Source organism: Desulfomicrobium apsheronum (assembly GCF_900114115.1).
Taxonomy (GTDB): domain Bacteria; phylum Desulfobacterota; class Desulfovibrionia; order Desulfovibrionales; family Desulfomicrobiaceae; genus Desulfomicrobium; species Desulfomicrobium apsheronum.
On the sequence record NZ_FORX01000024.1, the window covers coordinates 51,150 to 69,947 of the forward strand.

General features: G+C 58.0%; 15 protein-coding genes, 1 other RNA gene and 1 pseudogene (1 of these 17 cut by a window edge). 12 read left to right on the forward strand and 5 right to left on the reverse strand.

Annotated features, from left to right (window positions below):
- The 6 genes from BMZ40_RS17420 to BMZ40_RS17445 all read left to right on the forward strand — a co-directional run.
- Nucleotides 1–1,744, forward strand: the end of a protein-coding gene (locus tag BMZ40_RS17420) for a DUF4347 domain-containing protein (RefSeq protein ID WP_177193252.1). The gene continues 26,015 nt to the left of window position 1, outside the view; only the last 1,744 of its 27,759 coding nucleotides appear in the window; its start codon lies beyond the left edge, outside the window; it ends in the stop codon at nt 1,742–1,744.
- A 52-nt stretch (nt 1,745–1,796) separates the two neighbouring features.
- Nucleotides 1,797–2,105 carry a DUF3467 domain-containing protein gene (locus tag BMZ40_RS17425; RefSeq protein ID WP_245751139.1) on the forward strand — a complete coding sequence of 103 codons (309 nt, stop codon included), beginning with the start codon at nt 1,797–1,799 and terminating at the stop codon, nt 2,103–2,105.
- 177 nt (nt 2,106–2,282) lie between these two features.
- Nucleotides 2,283–4,121, forward strand: coding sequence for a GAF domain-containing protein (locus BMZ40_RS17430; protein WP_092378941.1), 1,839 nt, complete (start codon nt 2,283–2,285; stop codon nt 4,119–4,121).
- A 22-nt stretch (nt 4,122–4,143) separates the two neighbouring features.
- Nucleotides 4,144–6,288 carry an HlyD family efflux transporter periplasmic adaptor subunit gene (locus BMZ40_RS17435; protein ID WP_092378943.1) on the forward strand — a complete coding sequence of 715 codons (2,145 nt, stop codon included), beginning with the start codon at nt 4,144–4,146 and terminating at the stop codon, nt 6,286–6,288.
- Between the two features lie 171 nt (nt 6,289–6,459).
- Entirely contained in the window at nt 6,460–8,442 is a 1,983-nt protein-coding gene (locus BMZ40_RS17440; RefSeq protein WP_092378945.1) for a preprotein translocase subunit SecA, read from the forward strand.
- Nucleotides 8,443–8,517: 75 nt separating this feature from the next.
- Nucleotides 8,518–9,231: an efflux RND transporter periplasmic adaptor subunit gene (locus BMZ40_RS17445; RefSeq protein ID WP_092378948.1), complete on the forward strand. Its 714-nt coding sequence runs from the start codon at nt 8,518–8,520 to the stop codon at nt 9,229–9,231.
- A 396-nt stretch (nt 9,232–9,627) separates the two neighbouring features.
- Here the strand turns inward: BMZ40_RS17445 and BMZ40_RS19395 are convergent, their stop codons facing one another.
- From BMZ40_RS19395 to BMZ40_RS17465, 5 genes and pseudogenes are all read right to left on the reverse strand, one after another.
- Nucleotides 9,628–11,022 (reverse strand): hypothetical protein, encoded by a 1,395-nt coding sequence (locus tag BMZ40_RS19395; RefSeq protein WP_143075690.1) that lies wholly within the window; start codon nt 11,020–11,022, stop codon nt 9,628–9,630.
- Nucleotides 11,023–11,215: 193 nt separating this feature from the next.
- Nucleotides 11,216–11,574 (reverse strand): annotated as a pseudogene (locus tag BMZ40_RS20235) (transposase); the annotation flags it as partial.
- Between the two features lie 110 nt (nt 11,575–11,684).
- Nucleotides 11,685–12,075, reverse strand: a transfer-messenger RNA (tmRNA) gene (ssrA, locus tag BMZ40_RS17455).
- A gap of 61 nt (nt 12,076–12,136) precedes the next feature.
- Nucleotides 12,137–12,409 carry a response regulator gene (locus BMZ40_RS17460; protein ID WP_092378977.1) on the reverse strand — a complete coding sequence of 91 codons (273 nt, stop codon included), beginning with the start codon at nt 12,407–12,409 and terminating at the stop codon, nt 12,137–12,139.
- Nucleotides 12,410–12,414: 5 nt separating this feature from the next.
- Nucleotides 12,415–15,540 (reverse strand): response regulator, encoded by a 3,126-nt coding sequence (locus tag BMZ40_RS17465; RefSeq protein WP_245751137.1) that lies wholly within the window; start codon nt 15,538–15,540, stop codon nt 12,415–12,417.
- Between BMZ40_RS17465 and BMZ40_RS19980 the strand changes: the two genes are divergently transcribed.
- From BMZ40_RS19980 to BMZ40_RS17495, 6 genes are all read left to right on the forward strand, one after another.
- Nucleotides 15,517–15,801, forward strand: coding sequence for a hypothetical protein (locus tag BMZ40_RS19980; protein WP_245751138.1), 285 nt, complete (start codon nt 15,517–15,519; stop codon nt 15,799–15,801). The genes BMZ40_RS17465 and BMZ40_RS19980 overlap by 24 nt on opposite strands.
- A 473-nt stretch (nt 15,802–16,274) precedes the next feature.
- Entirely contained in the window at nt 16,275–17,510 is a 1,236-nt protein-coding gene (locus BMZ40_RS17475) for a tyrosine-type recombinase/integrase (RefSeq protein ID WP_177193253.1), read from the forward strand.
- Nucleotides 17,511–17,549: 39 nt separating this feature from the next.
- The gene (locus BMZ40_RS17480) at nt 17,550–17,744 is read left to right on the forward strand and encodes a RepB family protein (RefSeq protein ID WP_092378963.1); all 195 of its coding nucleotides are present in this window, start codon (nt 17,550–17,552) and stop codon (nt 17,742–17,744) included.
- 91 nt (nt 17,745–17,835) lie between these two features.
- A complete protein-coding gene (locus tag BMZ40_RS17485; RefSeq protein WP_143075691.1) occupies nt 17,836–18,051 on the forward strand; it encodes a hypothetical protein in 216 nt (71 codons plus the stop codon).
- Nucleotides 18,048–18,278: a hypothetical protein gene (locus tag BMZ40_RS17490; RefSeq protein ID WP_092378970.1), complete on the forward strand. Its 231-nt coding sequence runs from the start codon at nt 18,048–18,050 to the stop codon at nt 18,276–18,278. Before BMZ40_RS17485 ends, BMZ40_RS17490 begins: the two co-directional genes overlap by 4 nt.
- Nucleotides 18,279–18,385: 107 nt before the next feature.
- A partial coding sequence (locus BMZ40_RS17495; protein ID WP_143075692.1) for a hypothetical protein occupies nt 18,386–18,798 on the forward strand: 413 nt, incomplete at its 3' end.

Genomic DNA, 18,798 nt, shown 5'->3' on the forward strand with positions numbered 1-18,798 from the left:
TGGCGTGGTCGACACGATCGACGGCTTGCTGACTGTGCACGGGGAGGATGGGTTAGACACCCTGAGCGTGGACGACTCCGGCGACCAGGACGGCGACATCGGAACCATGACCGACAGCACCATCAGCGGGCTGGGCATGGCCACGGGTATTGTCTACGCCACGGTCGAGCGGATCGATATCGCCCTGGGTGCCGGTGACGACACGTTCAATGTTCTGGGCACGGCGACGGGGACGACCACGACCGTCGCGGGCGGCGCAGGCGACGACGAGTTCGTGCTTTCATCCGATCTGGACAAGGACTTTGGCACCCTCGACACCATCCGGGGCGACATCCACCTGTACGGCGGACCCGGAGCGGATAAACTTGTTCTGAGCGACCGGGGCAACACCACTGGCCGCGCGGTTGTCGTCACTGAAACCGGCATGACCGGTTTCGGCGACGCGGGTGGCAGCGGCACCGTCACCTATGAAAGCCTGAACGGAGGGCTGGAACTTTGGCTGGGCAGAGGCAACGACTTGGTCACCGTGACCGGGGCGCACAGGGAAGAGGTGACTGCGGTACTGCTCGGCGGCGGAGACGACACGGCTTTGCTGCGAGACGAGAGCCCCGGCGAAGACGGGCTGGTGATGGTCTTCGGCGAGGGCGGCTCCGACACCATCGACGCTTCTGCCTGGAAGAGCGGGGCTGTCCTTTTCGGCGACGGCGGCACGGCCACGGGCCGGGGTTCGATGACTCCACAAACCCTGCTTTCCGTGGAATCCACGGCCCCTGCCGCTGACGGCAAAGACATTCTCATTGGCGGTTCCGGCGACGACGTCCTTGTCGGCGGCGGGGGCGACGACAAGTTGTGGGGCGACGGGGGCAACGACGTGCTCATTGGCGACGCAGGCCGTGTGACCTACAGGAACGGCGTACTTTACGAGGCCGGAACGTTGGGCCGCTATAGTTCTTCCGACGGAAACGACACCCTCGTCGGTGGAGCCGGGAACGATTTCATGTTCGGCGGGGCGGGGTCCGACCTGTTCTACGGCAACCTGTCCGAGGACGTGATTATCGGCAAATACGGCAAAGTCACTCTGAGCGGCGGCAAGGTCGATGAAGTCATTGCCATGGGTGATTTGATCAGCCGGACCATGATAGACCTCTACAGCATCGAGGAAACGCCTGGCGATTCCAGGGGAAGCACGGGCGGACAGGATGCGCCCCTCATCACGGAACCCACGCCCGAGGCCCTTGAGATCGAACAGGTGCGATCCGAATCGGGCTATTCCCGCCGCGTGAGCCATCATGGCGGCCAGTCGGTTCCGGCAGCCCAGGCGCAGCCCGGAAAGGATGCGGCCCCGGCGGACGACCCGGCCCAGGAGCAAGGGGCTCCCGCAGAGGCTGCGGCGGGGCTGCGGCCCGCCGTTTTCGGCCTGCGGCAGTCGGGCGGCGAGCCTTTCGCGTCGGCGCAAGAGCGCGAGGAATCGCTCTCTGCGGTCCGGGAAGACGGGGAGTCAACGAGTCTCCAGGGCGCCGTGGCCGGCTTGACCTGTCTTGGAGCGCTGTCGATCCGGGGCAGGGAGGAAAAGCGTCGGCTGTCCTCCGAGGAACTGGAGCGTATCACCAAGCCCAAGGGCCGGAGCTGGAACTGGGACGGGGAGAGGCTGTGCGACGAGGAAAAAACGGATTCTTCTCCTGCGCGGCTGGTCACCATATCGGGATTCACCTTCGAAAAGAAACGTCAGGCTGTGGACGCATAGTCCGGCCTTTTTCATACGGAGCCTGCAACATACAAGGAGTGTACACGTGACAATGGAAGACAAGACGCCTCAGGAAAAGACGGAAGACCACCAGATCCGCTGGGACGGGAGCCGCATGCGTACCACGTATGCCAACGTCTGCAACGTATCGAGCACGCGCGAGGAAGTGGCGTTCATGTTCGGCGTCAACAAGAACTGGCACCCGTCGCAGAAGGAGTTGGTCATCGAGCTTTCCGACCGCGTCATCATCAACCCTTACGCGGCCAAGCGCCTGGCCCTTCTCCTGACTAACACCATGGCCGAATACGAGAAGCGCTTCGGCGTGATCAATCTCGAAATGCCCGACGTCACCCCGCAATAGGGCATGACGCGGACTTTCGCATCAGGCCCGGCACGGGGATGTGCCGGGCCTTCACGTGTTTGAATCCGGGTTTTCCCTTGTTTTTTGACCAGATAGCTGGTTAACTGAGTAGGTTAAAGGGGTTTGGTCTTCTGCCTGCACCGGCGTCGCCGTTGCAGTGGATCAGGTTTCATCATTATGGGCAGCAACACTACCACACAGGAATCCGCGCCTACCGACACAGGCCCCGTCCTGTCATGGGCCGAGTTCTCATCGGCTTCGAGCACCCGGGAGTATTGCCAGGGGTGGATCGGGCTGCAAAGCGGCATGATTCCAGGCGTGATCCAGGGAATTCTGGTCACCGAAGGGGAGGACGGGCAGTTCGCCCCCGCCGCCGTGTGGCCCTACGGCGGTGCGGACCCGGTCCGCCTGGCTGCGGCTCTGGAACGGGTCATCGACGACGAGCGCGGCCTGGTGCTGGAACTGGACGCCGCAGACCGGTATGCCATGGTCTACCCCGTCCGGGTGGATGACAGGCTGTTCGCCGTGGTGGCCATGGAACTGGCGGCGGACAGCGAGGCCGATCTTAACCGGGCCATGGAGCAGCTGCAGTGGGGTTGCTCGTGGCTGGAGTTGCTTCTGCGCCGCCGGGAGGCCGACAAGGACAAGGCTCGCCTGCTGCGCCTCGGGACGGCGGTGGACATGCTGGCCCTGACCCTGGACCGGCCATCCTGCCGCGAGGCGGCCATGACCTTCGTCACGGAACTGGCGGCCGCCGCCCAATGCGAGCGGGTCAGCCTGGGCTTCGTGCGCGGGCGGTCCGTTGTCCTCGAAGCGGTTTCACACAGTGCCGAGGTCGACCTGAAGATGAACCTGACCCGGACCATCGAACGGGTAATGGACGAAGCCCTGCTGCAGCGTCGCGAGATATCCTGGCCCACGGACGACGCCACGGTCATTTGCCGCGAGCACGAGGCCCTCTCGCGCCAGCAGGCCATGGTTTCGGTGTTGACCCTGCCTCTGTACGGCCAGAACCGCTACTACGGCGCCCTGACCGTCGAGCGCGCCGCGGACCAGCCGTTCACCGAACGCGATGCGGAATTCTTTCGGGCCGTGGGGACCCTGGCCGGTCCCATCCTGGAGGCCAAGCGCCAGGTCGACCGCTCCGTCCTCGACCATGCCCGCGCCAGTCTGTCCGAGGCGGCCGGGCGGTTGCTGGGCCCCCGGCACTACGGCCGCAAGCTTGCGGTGGCGGCGCTGGCCTGTTTGGCCGTGTTTCTTTTCTTTGCCCACGGGGACTACCGCCTGCGCGCGGATATCGCCCTGGAAGGGGGCATCCGTCGGGCCGTGACCGTGCCCTTCGACGGCTTCATCCATCAGGCCCCGTTCCGGGCCGGCGACCTGGTGAACGAAGGAGATGAGCTCTGTCTCCTCGACGACAGGGACCTGCGCCTGGACAGAATGGTCACCGCCAGCCGCCTGCGGCAGCTGGAGCAGCAACTCCAGGAAGCCGTATCCCAGCACGATCGGGCCCAGTCCAGCATCATCCGGGCGCAGTTGAACCAGGTTCAGGCCGAGTTGGACCTGGCCGACGCGCAACTGGCGCGCACCCGCCTCACGGCGCCGTACTCCGGCCTCATCGTCAGCGGGGATCTGAGCCAACGCCTCGGCAGCGCCGTGAAGCAGGGCGACGTGCTCTTCGAGGTCACGCCGCTGGATTCCTACCGGGTCATTCTCAAGGTCGACGAACGGCGCATCGCCGATGTCCGGGTCGGACAGCGCGGCGAGCTGGTCCTTTTTTCCCTGCCCGGCCAGGAGTTCGGGTTCACGGTCAGCAAGATCACGCCCATCGCCAAGGCCGAGGATGGCAGCAATCATTTCCAGGTCGAGGCGGCGCTGGACAGCGTGGACGAAACCCTGCGCCCCGGCATGGAAGGCGTGGGAAAGGTCGCCGTGGATCGGCGCAAACTGGTCCGGATCTGGATTCGGGACATGCGCGAATGGCTGACGCTCTTCTTCTGGAAATGGTTGCCTTGAAGCGCAGGAGCGGGGTTCGCGCATGAGCGTTTCGCTGCTCAGTCCTTCATGGTACAGGGTCGCCCCCCTCAAGCCGCGTCTGCGCAGCCATGTGCGCATCGAGCGCCACGATTATCGCGGCCAGGACTGGTATGTGATTCAGGACGGCTTCACGGGGCGCCATCACCGTTTTTCCTCCGAGGCCTACCAACTGGTGGGCATGATGGACGGCCGCCGGACCATGGACCAGATTTGGCAGGCCGTTTGCGCCCGCCTGGGCGACCACATGCCCACCCAGGATGAGGTCATCGAACTCCTGGCCAGACTGTACCGGGCCGATCTCTTGCAGACCAGCGCCATCCTCGACTTTTCGGATCTGCACCAGCGCAGCGTGAAGGGCAGGCGCAACCGCCTGTTCACGCAGCTGGCCTCGCCGCTGTCCCTGCGCTTCCCGCTCCTGGACCCGGACCGCTTCCTGACCCGGACCATGCCCTGGGTCCGTCCGTTTCTCGGCTGGCAGGCCTTGGCGGTCTGGATAGCGGTAACGCTCACGTCCGCCGTCCTGGCCGTGCTGCACTGGGACTCCCTGCAAGGCGATTTTTCCGACGCGCTTCATGGTATGGAGAATCTGCTGCTGATCAGCCTGCTCTATCCCGTGCTGAAAGTCCTGCACGAGTTCGGCCATGCCTACATGGTCAAGAAGGAAGGCGGGGAGGTGCACGAGATGGGGGTCATGCTGCTGGTCTTCATGCCCCTGCCGTACGTGGACGCGTCCTCGTCGACGTCCTTCCGGGACAAGCGTCAGCGCATGCTTGTCGGGGGGGCGGGTATCATGGTGGAGCTTTTCGTGGCCGCCGTCATGCTGCTGATCTGGCTGAACGTGGAGCCGGGAATCGTGAGCGCCCTGGCCTACAAGACCCTGCTCGTGGCCGGGGTGTCGACGGTCCTCTTCAACGGCAATCCGCTGTTGCGTTTCGACGCCTATTACATTCTTTCGGACTGGCTGGAGATTCCCAACCTGGCGCAACGCGGCGTCGGCTATCTGGGATACCTTTTCAAGCGGTATCTGCTGGGAGTGGAAAGCGCCGAATCACCGGCCCGCAGTCCCGGGGAAGCCCGCTGGTTGTTCTTTTACGCCGTTGCCGCCTTTTGCTATCGGATTTTCATATCCGTGCGCATCGTGCTTTTCGTGGCCGGGCAGTTTTTTTTCGTGGGAATCGTGCTGGCCATCTGGGCGGTGTTCATGATGCTCATCATGCCTACGTGGCGCGTGGCCGCTTTTCTCGTCAAGGATACTCATATGCAACGTAAGCGCCTTCGCATCATCATGACGGTGGTTCTTCCCCTGGCTCTGCTGGCGGTGGTTCTGGCTGTGGTCCCGGCGCCGCTGTACACCAACGCCGAAGGCGTGGTCTGGGTTTCGGAGGAATCCCGGGTGTACGCCGCTGCCGGCGGGATGGTGGAGGCCGTGGTCACTCCCGGCGGGACCGCCGTAAAATCCGGCGATCCGCTGATCCGCTGCGCGGACCCGTTGCTGGAAACCCAGGTCCGGTTGCTGCAGGCCCGCAGGGAGGAATTTCAGGCCCGCCGACAGTTGAGCATGAACAGGGCCCGCGCCGAGACCGCCATGCTGGAAGAGGAACTCCGGAGCATCGAAACTGAGATCGATCGCGCCCAGGAACGTCAGGCGGCTCTGATCACGCGCAGCCCCGCGTCCGGGATTTTCGTGCTTCAGGACGAGGCTGATTTGCCGGGCCGATTTCTGCGGCGCGGCGAACCTGTGGGCTACATCCTCGACCCGTTGCGCATGCAAATCAGGACAGTGGTTCCCCAGGCCGACATCGAGCGCGTCCGCTCGGATGTCCGAAGCGTCGAGGTGCGGCTGGCCGAGAACATCGGGCAGGTGCTGCCGGCGCGGGTGTTCCGCGAGGTACCCGCCGCGAGCCGCGTGTTGCCTAGCCTGGCCTTCAGTCTCGACGGCGGTGGCCGGTTCGCCCTCGACACTCGGGAAAAAGACGCCCCACATGTGCTGGAGCGCCTCTTTCAGTTCGACCTAGTGCTTGAGGGACCCGTGCCAGGCAACGTGGAGGAGCGTGTCTACGTCCGCTTCGAGCACAGCTCCGAACCCTTGGCCTTGCGGGCCTACCGGGCGTTGCGGCGCCTCCTCCTCACCCGCTTCGCCTTATGATTGCGCCCAGAATGCATTCTGGCTGCGTTGCTGCGGGAAAAATGGAAACCTCATGTAGACGGCTACACTTCGGCTTCCATTTTTCCCTTGCGCCTTGCCACAATGCATTCTGGACGCAATCACCGAGAAATGGTCGGCAAAGGGTTTGAGAATGTGTATAGAGGAGTTTTCATGCTGCATCTGACTCATCCCCCAGCCAGCCGCGAAGCTCGGGCCGAGAGGCCAGACCGGGTCGAGACGTGGCTGGAGCGGCAGGTGCACCGGGTGCACGGGCGCGTCCTTGCGCTGCGCGGAATGGGCGGATGGCTGCGGCGGGAGACGGCGGCGGTGGGCGAGGCTGGTCTGCGTCTGATCGGATTGAACGACACGAAGCTGGCCGAAGAGATCCGTCCGCTTCGTGAGCGCCTGCTGACCGACGGTTTTCTTCCGGCCCACGTGGCTGACAGCTTCGCCCTCATCCGGGAATTCTCGGCGCGCATCCTGGGGCTCCGCCACCATGACAGTCAGGTCATGGGCGCCCTGGTCATGCTGCGCGGCATAGTCGCCGAGATGGAGACCGGCGAGGGCAAGACCCTGACGGCCACCCTCACGGCGGCCACGGCGGCCCTGGCCGGGCTGCCGGTGCATGTCATCAGCGTCAACGACTACCTGACTGGGCGCGACGCCGAGAACACCGCGCCCCTGTATCGGGCCCTGGGCCTGAGCGTGGGGTGCGCGGTGCACGGACAGACACCGGAACAGCGTCGGCAGGCCTACGGATGCGACATTACCTATGCCACCAACAAGGAACTGGTTTTTGACTACCTGCGCGATCGTCTGACCATGGCGGACCGGCCGGACTCCATCATGGTTCAGGCCGAAAGTCTGCAGGGCCGCGGCTCGCGCGAAGGACGCCTGCTCATGCGCGGCCTGCACTTCGCCATTGTCGACGAGGCCGACAGCGTGCTCATCGACGAGGCCCGGACGCCGCTCATTATTTCCGGCTCCTCGGGAGTGAGGGAGGAACGGGAGTTTCTGGAACAGGCCCTGGAGCTGGCGGATGATTTCGTCCGGGATATGGATTTCGAGCTTGACGAGGCTCGGCGGCAGGTCTTGCTGACCCCGGCCGGTCGGAGCCGTATCGAGGACGCGGCGCGTCGGCTGGGCGCCTTGTGGAGCGGCCTGGTGCGACGGGAGGGCTCGGTGCAACAGGCCCTGACGGCCCTGCACCTTTTTCGCCGCGACGAACAGTACCTGGTCCGCGACGGCAAAGTGCAGATCATTGACGAATTCACGGGGCGGGTCATGCCCGACCGTTCCTGGGAGCAGGGGCTTCACCAGTTCATCGAACTCAAGGAAGGGTGCGAGTTGACGCAGCGTCGGGAACCCCTGGCCAAGATCAGCTATCAGCGTTTTTTCAGACGATACCTGAGGCTCGCGGGCATGACCGGCACGGCGCGTGAAGTGAAGGACGAGCTGTGGAATGTCTACGGGTTGGCCACGTTGCGCATGCCCACCCACCGGCCGGTGATCCGGCGCAGGCTAAAGGAGAGGGTTTTTCCCACCCGGCACGATAAATGGCGGGCCGTGGTGGACCGGATCGGCGAATTGCACCGGCAGGGCCGGGCCGTGCTTGTCGGGACGCGAACCGTGGCGGCCTCCGAGGAACTAGCTGCCCGCGTTCGGGAAGCAGGGCTGCCCCATCTGGTCCTGAGCGCCAAGCAGGACGCCGAGGAGGCCGAGGTCATCACCAGGGCGGGCCAGCCGGGAAGCGTGACCATCGCAACGAACATGGCCGGGCGGGGCACGGACATCATGCTTGCGCCCGAGGTGCGCGATGCAGGCGGTCTGCATGTCATCATCACGGAATACCACGAGGCCGCGCGCATCGATCGTCAATTGGCCGGGAGGTGCGGGCGGCAGGGTGACCCCGGAAGCTTTGAAGGGATTTTATCCCTGGAGGATTTCCTGTTCCTGGGCAAATGGGGCGACCCCTTTATCCGCGTGGCCATGTTTGCCGTCACCCGGACGAGGATGCCCCAATTCGCGGCGCGCCTGCTGCTGAAGCGCATGCAGCGCAACGTGGAGCGGCACAACACGCGGCTGCGCCGAAACCTGTTCCGGCAGGACCAGGCGCAGGGAAGCCTGATGTCCTTTGCAGGCCGGTTCGAGTAAACAAAGTCTATTTCCCCGTGTTTGAGCTGTTTCCGGTCCAAACGCGGGGGCCATACGCATCGAGGAGAACACGAGATGAAACGCGTATTTTTTCTGGCACTGCTGTGCATGTTGGCTGCCACGGTTCGAGCCGGGGAACTGCCGCCTTTTGAAGGGCTTATCGAGCCTCGGGAGACCGTCAATTTCGGCAGTCAGGTTCCGGGCATCCTGGAGAAGGTGATGGTGGAGCGGGGAGAAAAGGTCGAAGTCGGGCAGATCCTGGCGCGGCTCAAGTCCGGGGTCGAAGCCGCAGCCCTGCGCACGGCCGAGGCCAAGGTGGATTTCGGGCAGCGCAAGTCCCAGCGCAACGAGGAACTGACCAAAAAAAAGCTCATTTCGATGCATGAAAAAGACGAGATCGAGACCGAGTTGCAGCTGGCCCGGCTGATGGTGGCCGAGGCCAAGGCGCAACTCGAAATGCGGGTCATCCGCAGTACGATCAAGGGCGTGGTGGTCAAGCGTACTGGCGCACCCGGCGGCTATGTCGGCGAGGAACCCTTCCTGACCGTGGCGCAGATCGATCCTTTGAGCGTAGAATTGGTCATCCCGGTCCAGTATATCGGATCCATCAAGGAAGGTGTCACGGCCAAGGTCCTGCCGGACGAGCCGGTGGGTGGCGAGTACAGCGCCAAGGTCGTGATCGTGGACAAGGTCATCGATGCCGCCAGCGGAACCTTCGGCGTGCGGCTGGAACTCTCCAACCCCCAGTTCAGGCTGCCGGCGGGCATGAAGTGTCGGGTTTTCTTCTGATCGCGGACACGTCGCAGGGCCGGCAGATCATGCTTTCGAACGCGGAATCCTTACGGGTTCAAACGAAATCGGGCGGGGATACAAAAGGCGGATTGCAAGATTGAAATGTTCAGGGATCATGGGTGTACACCGCACCTTCCCAGGTAAATGCCTGATCGCCTGCACAGACCCGCTGCCAAGTGAGATGCGCAAAAGACTCTTGGCCGCAGGAGTGCCGGATAAGTTGCTGCCGCCGGGTACGGAGCCGAAGAGGGCTCAAGGGAAGGCGTTGCCGAAGGTGGGGTGAGATTGGAGAAAATAAACGGTAAGGCCATCCGATTTTGGCTGACCTTTGGTTTGTTATTCAGCAATTCGAAATCAAGACATCAAAAGTTCATTGATGATGATTCATAATTGTTACTGGTATCTATTAATGCGCTGTAATCTACTCGAATATAAGGTACCTAGCTTTTCATCAGGCCAGCCTAGATGCTTTAAAATCAGTCGTTCCGTTAATATCTGTATTCGTACAGTATTTTCATTTAATAGATATACGTCGTCACAGTGAGCCATATGGAAAAGCTTGTTTCGTAGATATAAAGCATTTTGAAGTCCAAAATTAAAATCAAGTTTGTTCCATATGTCGTCTTTTTCGATTTCAAGAATATTGGTGCAAAATACTATTTTATCAATTACAGATGGTCTTTTTAGTTCAGGTAATTTTTTTATAAGTCTTTCACAATATTTGGCAATTTCATCTTGGCTTGACAGACTTTCTATAGTTATTTTTAAATTCGATTCTATTGTTTTCCATTTTGATGATGGGATGCTTATTTCTTTCTTGTAAATTTGTGTTAGTCCGTCACATAGACATTCTAGTGCTATAATTGAATGAAAAAAATTAATTTCAATTGCATTTTCTAAATATGACAATGATAAAAATAATATGCAATTTTTTAACTCATTTTTGATATTAGAAGATTTATATGATTTTAAAAGTACTTCAAATCCCGAATTAATTAGATCGGCATGGTCGATTAAAGAAAATGTGTTCTTTTGATATGACTTATGTGGAGTATATTTTCGAATTACTGGACACGTTACGGTTGTGTTTCTTGAAAAAGGCGTTATTTGTATTTGTCCCCATTGGATTGATCGTCTATTACATAGAGAAAGTAATGATGTGACGTCTTCAATTTCATCCATTATGGCGTCTAAAATAAATTTTAAACTACATTCCTGAGTGTTAATGGTAAATGTTACAATTGGTTTTGAAAACGACATGATTGCATTATTTTTGTAGTATTCTTTTTTTATAAAACTATATTGATCCAGAGCCATCCAATCCCCAAGTTCTGATTTCCACTTTATTTCTTCTTTGTACGAAGAAAGATAATTTATTGATCCATCATCGCTATAGCTTGATGATCGTTTTTTACTAATGCTATAGCTAGGGCATAACGTTATTGTAGAATGTACAAATTCTATTTCTTTTATTTTGTCATTGCTAATTGAATATTCAAATCCTCCAGAGTGGATTATCGCTTTATTTTTATGAGAAGTTAATTCTACTATATTTTTTAAAATTAAATTATTCTTATCATTATCTTGATTCTTGATAAATAAATCTCCGTATTCATCTCCAAGCATTATGTTATCAATATCATCATAAAATGAGTATTCTCCCTCTAAAAAATAAATTTCGGTAATTATTTTTTCAAAAACATATTTATTGTATTCAATTTTAACGAGAACATTAATATTATCTCCGATTATCCCTTTTATTTCAATTTTTTCAATTTCTGAATGCATAGATATACCACACTGTTAAAATATTTGACAGTTGTTCATCTAATCTCGCACGTATACTGGTGACAAAATAAGCGCACAAAGAAATGCCATAGCCCGATTTTGTCATTAATTCATTAAGTTATAATTCCACGAAAACCACTAAGTGGTTGAAGTAGACTTAAGTTTTATGGTTCTTCGACGTTTGATGTGGAATTCATGAAGTCACCAAGACCTGAATCGGAGCCGCGATCAGGTAGATCATGGTGATGAAGTTCTCCACATTTCGGTATCCTCGGGCTCTGGCCCTCGCTGCCTGGACCTGGCCATTGAACCCTTCGAGTCTCGCATTGGTGTGAAGGAATGCCAACGATGAAGGACTTGCGGCAAATGCCTTTCAAAGCTGGCCAATGCTCCGCGCACGGGTTCCAATAGCGGGCAGTCGGCCTCGTACTCGGCAGTATGCTTGAGAAAATGGGTGGTGCGCTACTTTGCAGCCTGCTTCGATTCGGCCCTTCGAACCCAGCGCAGAAGTTCTTTGACATGGTAGGCCTTGGCGGTTGCGAAGCCTTGCTCTAACACTGCCGTTTATACGGAATTACGGACACCTTCAAGCCAAGTCCCACGGTTGTTATCTGCAGAAAGGGCACAAAAAAAGCCCACTTTCGTGGGCTTATTTTTGTTTGTGGTGGAGCCGGGGAGAATCGAACTCCCGTCCGAGAATGCTCCGCGCAAAGCTTCTACAGGTTTAGTTCAGGTTTTGCTTCTCGCTCCACGGTTAGCCCCTGAACGGGCTTCCTTGGCGCCAGCCCGGAATTTGTCTCGCGATTGGTCATCCAGACAGTAACCTTTCGCCAGCCTGATGGGGTTTGCCACCCGGATACGGATTATCAGACATCCACCGCACGGATGTGACGACCTTGGTCGTCATGCAAGGGTTACCTATTTACTAGGCAGCCATTGCGTAGTCATAATTGTCATTGGCAATTATGTTTCTGCTGGGTTTTGACGAGGACCTCCCAGCACCTCGACCTGCAACTTTGGCCTCATCATCCCCGTCGAAACCAGGGCGGCCCCTCAAAGAACACTTGTCTCTTATAAATCCGTTACCGCTAAAGGCAAGGCAGAGAAAGTGAAGTCATCCCGGTTCATGTTGAACCCGGGCCCTGCAAACACCACGAATGTCCAAGCCTGTCAAGTGATTCCGGCGGCGATCGCACGTCATCGGCGATGATGCGTTTTCGGCGTCATTCCGGGATTTGGCGAGCAGCACATGATCTATCGTGTTCTGCAACGCGTCAAGATTTACCGGCTTGCTGATATAGCCATCCATGCCCGTGGCAATGAATTTTTCTTTGTCGCCGCTCATGGCGAAGGCGGTCAGCGCAATGATGGGGATGTCCGTTTGCATGAGGATCAAGCTTGATTTTCACTAATGGACATTTCCTTCAGCAAGCAATTGATGGAATTTTCCAGTAATTCAAAGCATGTTTTGAAATTTGCCGCGTCGTTTTCCAAGCAGCACCTTTCCATGTCTTTGGCGGCATCTTGCAGGACCCCGGCTCCCAGATTCGCGGCCGCGCCGCGGATGCTGTGCGCGTGCAGGGCTGCCGTTGCCAGGTCGTTGTCTTCGAGTCCACGCTTCAGGCCCGCGATGCGCAGGGGGATGTCCTCCGCGAAACCTGCCAGGATCTCCTTGGCCAGTTGCTCGTCATCCAGCAGTCTTTCGAGCATTGCCTCCTTGTCCCAGATGAGCGGCCTTTTGTCCTCTCTTTTTCGTCCTTCTTGGGGCGGCATTCTCTCTTCGTCATTCCTGGGCGGAAGCCACTTGCCGAGAACCAGCGACAGCACCCTAGGGGAGAGGGGGTTTGAAATGTAATCGTTCATGCCTGCCAGGAGGCATTTTTGCTTGTCGCCGGGCAGGGCGTGAGCGGTCATGGCGATGATCGGCACGTCATGGTTGCGGACCCGGGAGGACGGATCACGAATGACGCTGGTGCTTTCGAACCCGTCCATTTCCGGCATCTGCACGTCCATGAGCACCAGATCGTAGGGGATGCTTTCCAGAGCGCTGACCGCTTCGGCTCCATTGGCCACGGCATCGGCGCGCAGGCCCAGTTTGCCCAGGATTCCAAGAGCCACCTGCTGGTTCGTGATGTTGTCTTCGGCCAGGAGGATGCGAAACTTTTGTGCGGTAAACGTGGTCAATGCGCACTTAGCGGCTTCGCGGGCCGTGTGTCGCGTGATCAGGTCCCCGGAGATGTTTGCGGCCATTACCAGGTTGAGGCAGGTATGCAGTTCGCCGTGCAGCAAGGGCTTGGTGAGGTACGCTGAAAATCCGGCGTCCCTGAATCGCTTGGCGGTGCCTCGCTGACCAAGGGAGGTCATGATGACCGTGCGTGTTTTTTCAAGCTTGGGATCCGAGCGGATGACGCGGCCCAGGGTCTCGCCGTCCATGCCGGGCATGCGCATGTCCAGGATGGCCAGATGGTAGGGGTCGTTCTCGGCCAGGGCCGCGTAAAGCAGGCGCAGGGCTTCAGGGCCGTCCATGGCCTCGTCCGGGCGCATTCCCCAGGACATGAAACGGTCCAGGAGAATTTCCCGGTTGGTCGCGTTGTCGTCCACGACCAGCACCCTCAGGTCCTGCAACTCGGCGGCGATGGGCATCAGGTTTTCCTGGTCCGCTGCGGTTTCAAGTCGTGCCGTGAACCAGAAGGTGGAACCCCGGCCTTCGGTGCTCTGCACGCCGACTTCGCCGCCCATGAGTTCCGCCAGTTGCCTGGAAATAGCCAGGCCCAGCCCCGTGCCCCCGAATCTGCGGGTGACCGAGGCGTCCACTTGCGAGAAACTCTGGAACAGGCGGTCCAGCTTGTCCCCGGGAATGCCGATCCCTGTGTCGCGGACCGAAAACAGCAGTGCGATGGAGCTTAATGAAGAGGACCCGGGCGTATAGTCATCGGAGTCCCGGGTCAGGCTGACGCGCACGTCCACTTCTCCGCTTTGGGTGAACTTGAGGGCGTTTGTCGTCAGATTGGTCAAAACCTGACGCAGGCGGCCAGGGTCGCCGGAGAGGCGATCCGGCACGTTCTGGTCCGCTGAGCAGATGAATTCGAGCCCTTTTTCTTCGGCCTTGATGGCGTTCATGGACGCGAAGTCGTCGAGCAATGCCCGCAGCCCGAAGTCCAGTATTTCAAGTTCCATCTTGCCCGACTCGATCTTGGAGAAGTCCAGGATGTCGTTGATCAGGCTGAGCAGCACCTCGCCGCTGGAGCGGACGGCTTCCGCGTAGCGGCGCTGGGTTTCGTCCAGGGGCGTATCCAGGAGCAGGCCCGTCATCCCGATGACTCCATTCATGGGCGTGCGGATTTCGTGGCTCATGTTGGCAAGGAAATCGCTTTTGGCCTGGGTGGCATGTTCCGCCTTGGCCAGGGCGGCATCGAGCTCCAGGTTTTTCAGGGCCATCTGCTGGGCGTAGTTGTGCAGCTTGTCCTCGGTGTGCCGGCGATGGGTAATGTCGCGAAACGACCACACCCGTCCGACAATCCGGTCCCCGATTTTCTGGGGCAGCGAGTAGCGCTCGAATATGCGCCCGTCCAGAAGCTCGATCTGATCAAAGCTTGTCTCTTCGGGATGCGCGTCCAGTTCCCGGACTCCGGCTTCAAATTCCTGGCGATGGGCCACCTGCGGGATGATGTTGGCGAGCAGCGAGCGTTCGTCGCGCATGTGCTCCATGTCATGCGGCAGATGCCAGAGCTCAAGGAAATTTTGGTTCCATTTCGTGATTGCTCCGTTGCTGTCCACCACCAGAATGCCGTCGGTGGTCGATTCCAGGGATGCGTCGAGGAGCGAGAGGGAGTTCCGCAGGTTGCCTTCCACCTTCTTGCGGGCGGTGATGTCTTCAAGGGTGGCGATGACGCCGGTGGGATTTTGGCCGGGCGTGATGGGGTTGAATATCACATGCAGATATCTTGTCAGGCCTCCGGTGACGGATGTGTACTCGTCCTCGAAGACCGCCGCTTCTCCGGCCAGGGCTTTCTCTATTATCTCGCTCATCCGGGGCGTGCTTTGAAGCGCCGTGTTGAAACCGATGAGCTTTTCGCGCGATGAGCCCATGAGGCGGACGCAGGATTCGTTGCAGTCGACAATGACTCCCTCGTTGTTGAAGAGAATCATGCCCAGCGGTGCGTTCTCAAAAATTATCCGATGCCGGGACTCGCTTTCCCTGAGCGCATCCTGAATCTTCTTGTGTTCCGTTATGTCCCGTATGCCCAACACCCGGAACGTTTCGCCGCCGATCATGAAATTGCGGGCTTCGATTTCTGAAAAGAAGATCTCCGTGTTCTTTTTCTTCAATCTGATGCAATACGGGCTGGTATGCTCTTTGAGCATGCTGTCGCGAGCCGTGCCCAGGTCTTCTTCGAAAACCGCGATATCCAGGAAACTTTTCCCGATCAGTTCTTCATACCTGTATCCCAAGAGGCGTAACATTGCAGGATTGCAGTCTGTAATGATTCCGCCATGATGGATCAGTATTCCTTCCATGGTGACATCGGCAAGCAGGCGATAGCGGATGTCACTTTCCTGTGCAGTCTGTTCCGTCGTTACCGGTTCTTTGATGCCGCCACCGGCCGGCAAAAGGGGATCTTGCGGTTTTATTTTGGAATCATTGATCATATTGTAATGGTGCTGGTTTGTTGTTTTTCCTTGTGCGCATGCGGCGCGCAGCAAAAAAAGGGACCTTCGGCAAAAAACTTCTTTGTCGACAGTATGGTAGCCACGCGTCGTGGAGCAAGCTGTTTGTAAGACAATTCCGCGATGACTGGAGGATGTTCCGGCCGTTTAGCGGGACGTGGCGAGCTTGATGGTGCCTGTGGCTGATCGCCGTGTAAGACGGGAGCGTCGTTTTTTGTGTCGCGGCCAGGGCGACGGATCGCTGACGGCGGAGATCGGACGCGCGGCGCAGGAACATTTGGGGAATTTGCAGGGAGGCTTGTCGCCGAGAGGCGGGGGGGCGCAGGATGGTTCGGAAGCGAAAAAAAAGGGATCGCTGAATAATCAGCAATCCCTTGATTTTCTGGTGCGCCCGGCATGATTCGAACATGCGACCTACTGATTCGTAGTCGCAAAAATGCCTTTTCACGACCTTTCACGAACCCTCACATAATTACGCCTTAACCCTTGACACGCCTTGCTTAAAAGAGCATTTGATTATCACGAACTTTCACGAATAAACACCCCCTTTCATGCAAAAAACTGGGAGAGAACTGGGAGAGAGTATGGCCGTCAAGTGGATTCCGACAGGTGAAAAGGGCATCAGGTATTACGAACACCCTACCCGGAAGCATGGCGTGGGCAGGGACAGGTATTTTTCTATTCGCTACACCCTAGGCGGCAAGACCAGGGAAGAGGGTCTTGGCTGGTGGTCCGAAGGCTGGAACCTCGAACGGGCCATTGCCGAGCGATCCAAGTTGAAGGAAGCGCACAGGACGGGGCAAGGCCCTGCTACGCTGGAAGAGAAGCGCGAACAGGCGACCCAGGCCAAGGCCGACGCCGAACGCCAGCGGAAGCTGGAAGAGTCCAGGAACGTGACCCTTGCCGACTACTGGCCGGTTTATCTGACCGTCGCCAAGCTGCTCAAGGCCGACCAGAAAAAAGAGACCTCGTGGACGGCTGAAGAGGGCCTGTTTGAGCATTGGCTGAAGCCGGTTTTGGGTGACGTGATGATCAAGGATATCGACGCTGACCAGTGGGATCGGCTTATGGGCGTGCTGGTGGACGCGGGCCTTGCTCCCAGAACTCGACAATACGCGGCGCTCGTGCTCAGGCAGGTTTTGAGCTTCGCCTATTCCCGCAAGCTGGTCCCCAGTCCCCCGCCCCAAGCCCGTGACGTTGGGGCGACCTTAGGCAAAGGTGGCAATCGCAGGACGCGAGTTTTGACCGGCCAGGAGTTGCAAGAGATCCTCTCCATTCTGTCCGAACGCGACCAGAACGCCTACGCGATCACATTGTTCGCCGCCATGACTGGGTGCAGGTTTGGCGAGGCCGCCGGGCTGGAATGGAAGGACGTTGACCTGGGCGCGGGTGAGGCCCTGTTCAGGAACACGAAGAACGGGACAGACCGGACCATTCCCTTGCCAGACAACCTGGTGGCCTTTCTGAGCGACCTACGCAGTCAGGGCCGCCTTGCCGGGCCTGTGTTCCTGAACGGTGCCGGGAAGCCCTACACGCAACCGCCACAACCATTCCGGGACACCGTGGCGGACTTGGGCTTGAACGAAGGCCGGGGCAAGCGTGACCGCGTTTGTTTTCATACGCTGAGGCACACGGCGGCAACGCGGCTTGCCAAGGCTGGCACGTCAATGCCTGACCTGCAAAAACTTTGCGGGTGGTCCTCCCCGGTCATGGCCTTGAGGTATGCCAAGGGCGAGACCGACACCATGCGCAGGGCCTTGGGCGGACTGAGCGACGAACTTTTCAAACCTTCCCGCGTGGTCAACTTGAAGGGCGAATAATGGTTGACGGCTCAAGCGTCACCGGGTAACAGGTGAACCATGACAGGCGCAACACGACAAGCAAGGCTTCGAGAGAGACGGAAGGATCTTCATCGGCTGGATCTGTGGATCAGCCCCGAATCGGCGGAAATGCTCAAGGCCCTTTGCAGGCGTTACGGCATGACGCAAGGGCCTATGATTGAGAAGCTGGTACGCGAGAAGGCCGCGAAGGAAGGCGATATTTCCGAGTCCTGACATGGATCATGGACTCAAAACAAAAGCGGCCCGGACAGGTGCTACCAACACCGGCCAGGGCCTACCACAACGAACCGATAGGAGGTTCATCATGGGTACGGCACAAGTATTGAACGGCATTGAGAAAGGCAAGGTTTGCGTTGAAACCGAACTGGTCATGGTCATTGGTCAACTCTCTTGGTTCGCCAACGTCTTGGAGGACCACGACGACAATTTGAGCGAGGCCCTCGTGCTCCGTGGCATGATTCGACAACTCGAAGCCCTTGTGGACCCTATCGCTCAGATGCGGCTGGAGGTGCGGTCATGACAATCAACGAACTGCGCATGAACCTTGCCCAGGCCGAACTTCAGGCCGTCCACGCATCCCTCACAGCCATGGCGGGCCATATCGCCCATTGGACACCCGAACGAGTGACGGCGGACCCGGAGGCGGCCCATGCGGGCCTGGACCTTGTTTCCAGATCCGTTCAGTTCATCAGCGAACGTGTTGACCTGGCCATGGATATGGTCAAGCCCGAGAAGCCGCAGGAATAGCCCATTCTTTCCAGGGCCTAGGACCGGATTTGCTACCCGGCCCGAAAAGCGCATGACCTGCCCCGGTTGCGCCTGGCCCTGGATTTATTACCGGGGCGAGGGGCAGCATGAGCGCAAAGCAGAAAGGGCAGTCCTGGCCCGCGTTCTACACGGACACCTTCGAGATTGAGCACGTTATCGAGATTTTGGGTAACAACGCAAGGGCCGGAGACCTTGAAGGCTTCAAACTGCTAATTCGCCGTGAGGTGGCCGTGTTGCAGGGACAACTTGCAGCGTGGGGCGAAGACTTCAGCCTTCTTTTTGAGGCAGAAAACACAAGCGACATTCTTCATGCAATGGAGTTCTACGAATCAAAGCCGTTCGTGCGTCCATTCTCAAATGCTTTGGCCGCGTGTTTTTCCGTGTTGGACTGGTGGGAAGACCTTAGCGAAGAGGACGTCGAAGGTTTCTTGAAAGAGCTGGACGTTAATTTGAGATATGCACTACTGAGCGAGCTTGAAGAGCTGTCCTATGTGGAAGC

What these genes read in the sequence shown, in the direction of transcription:
- BMZ40_RS17480 (WP_092378963.1), top strand. Translation starts at nt 17,550, where the DNA reads ATGACAGGCGCAACACGACAAGCAAGGCTTCGAGAGAGACGGAAGGAT.
- BMZ40_RS17440 (WP_092378945.1), top strand. Translation starts at nt 6,460, where the DNA reads ATGCTGCATCTGACTCATCCCCCAGCCAGCCGCGAAGCTCGGGCCGAG.
- BMZ40_RS17430 (WP_092378941.1), top strand. Translation starts at nt 2,283, where the DNA reads ATGGGCAGCAACACTACCACACAGGAATCCGCGCCTACCGACACAGGC.
- BMZ40_RS17490 (WP_092378970.1), top strand. Translation starts at nt 18,048, where the DNA reads ATGACAATCAACGAACTGCGCATGAACCTTGCCCAGGCCGAACTTCAG.
- BMZ40_RS17465 (WP_245751137.1), bottom strand. Translation starts at nt 15,540, where the DNA reads ATGGAAGGAATACTGATCCATCATGGCGGAATCATTACAGACTGCAAT.
- BMZ40_RS17425 (WP_245751139.1), top strand. Translation starts at nt 1,797, where the DNA reads ATGGAAGACAAGACGCCTCAGGAAAAGACGGAAGACCACCAGATCCGC.
- BMZ40_RS19395 (WP_143075690.1), bottom strand. Translation starts at nt 11,022, where the DNA reads ATGCATTCAGAAATTGAAAAAATTGAAATAAAAGGGATAATCGGAGAT.
- BMZ40_RS17445 (WP_092378948.1), top strand. Translation starts at nt 8,518, where the DNA reads ATGAAACGCGTATTTTTTCTGGCACTGCTGTGCATGTTGGCTGCCACG.
- BMZ40_RS19980 (WP_245751138.1), top strand. Translation starts at nt 15,517, where the DNA reads ATGATGGATCAGTATTCCTTCCATGGTGACATCGGCAAGCAGGCGATA.
- BMZ40_RS17460 (WP_092378977.1), bottom strand. Translation starts at nt 12,409, where the DNA reads ATGCAAACGGACATCCCCATCATTGCGCTGACCGCCTTCGCCATGAGC.
- BMZ40_RS17485 (WP_143075691.1), top strand. Translation starts at nt 17,836, where the DNA reads ATGGGTACGGCACAAGTATTGAACGGCATTGAGAAAGGCAAGGTTTGC.
- BMZ40_RS17435 (WP_092378943.1), top strand. Translation starts at nt 4,144, where the DNA reads ATGAGCGTTTCGCTGCTCAGTCCTTCATGGTACAGGGTCGCCCCCCTC.
- BMZ40_RS17475 (WP_177193253.1), top strand. Translation starts at nt 16,275, where the DNA reads ATGGCCGTCAAGTGGATTCCGACAGGTGAAAAGGGCATCAGGTATTAC.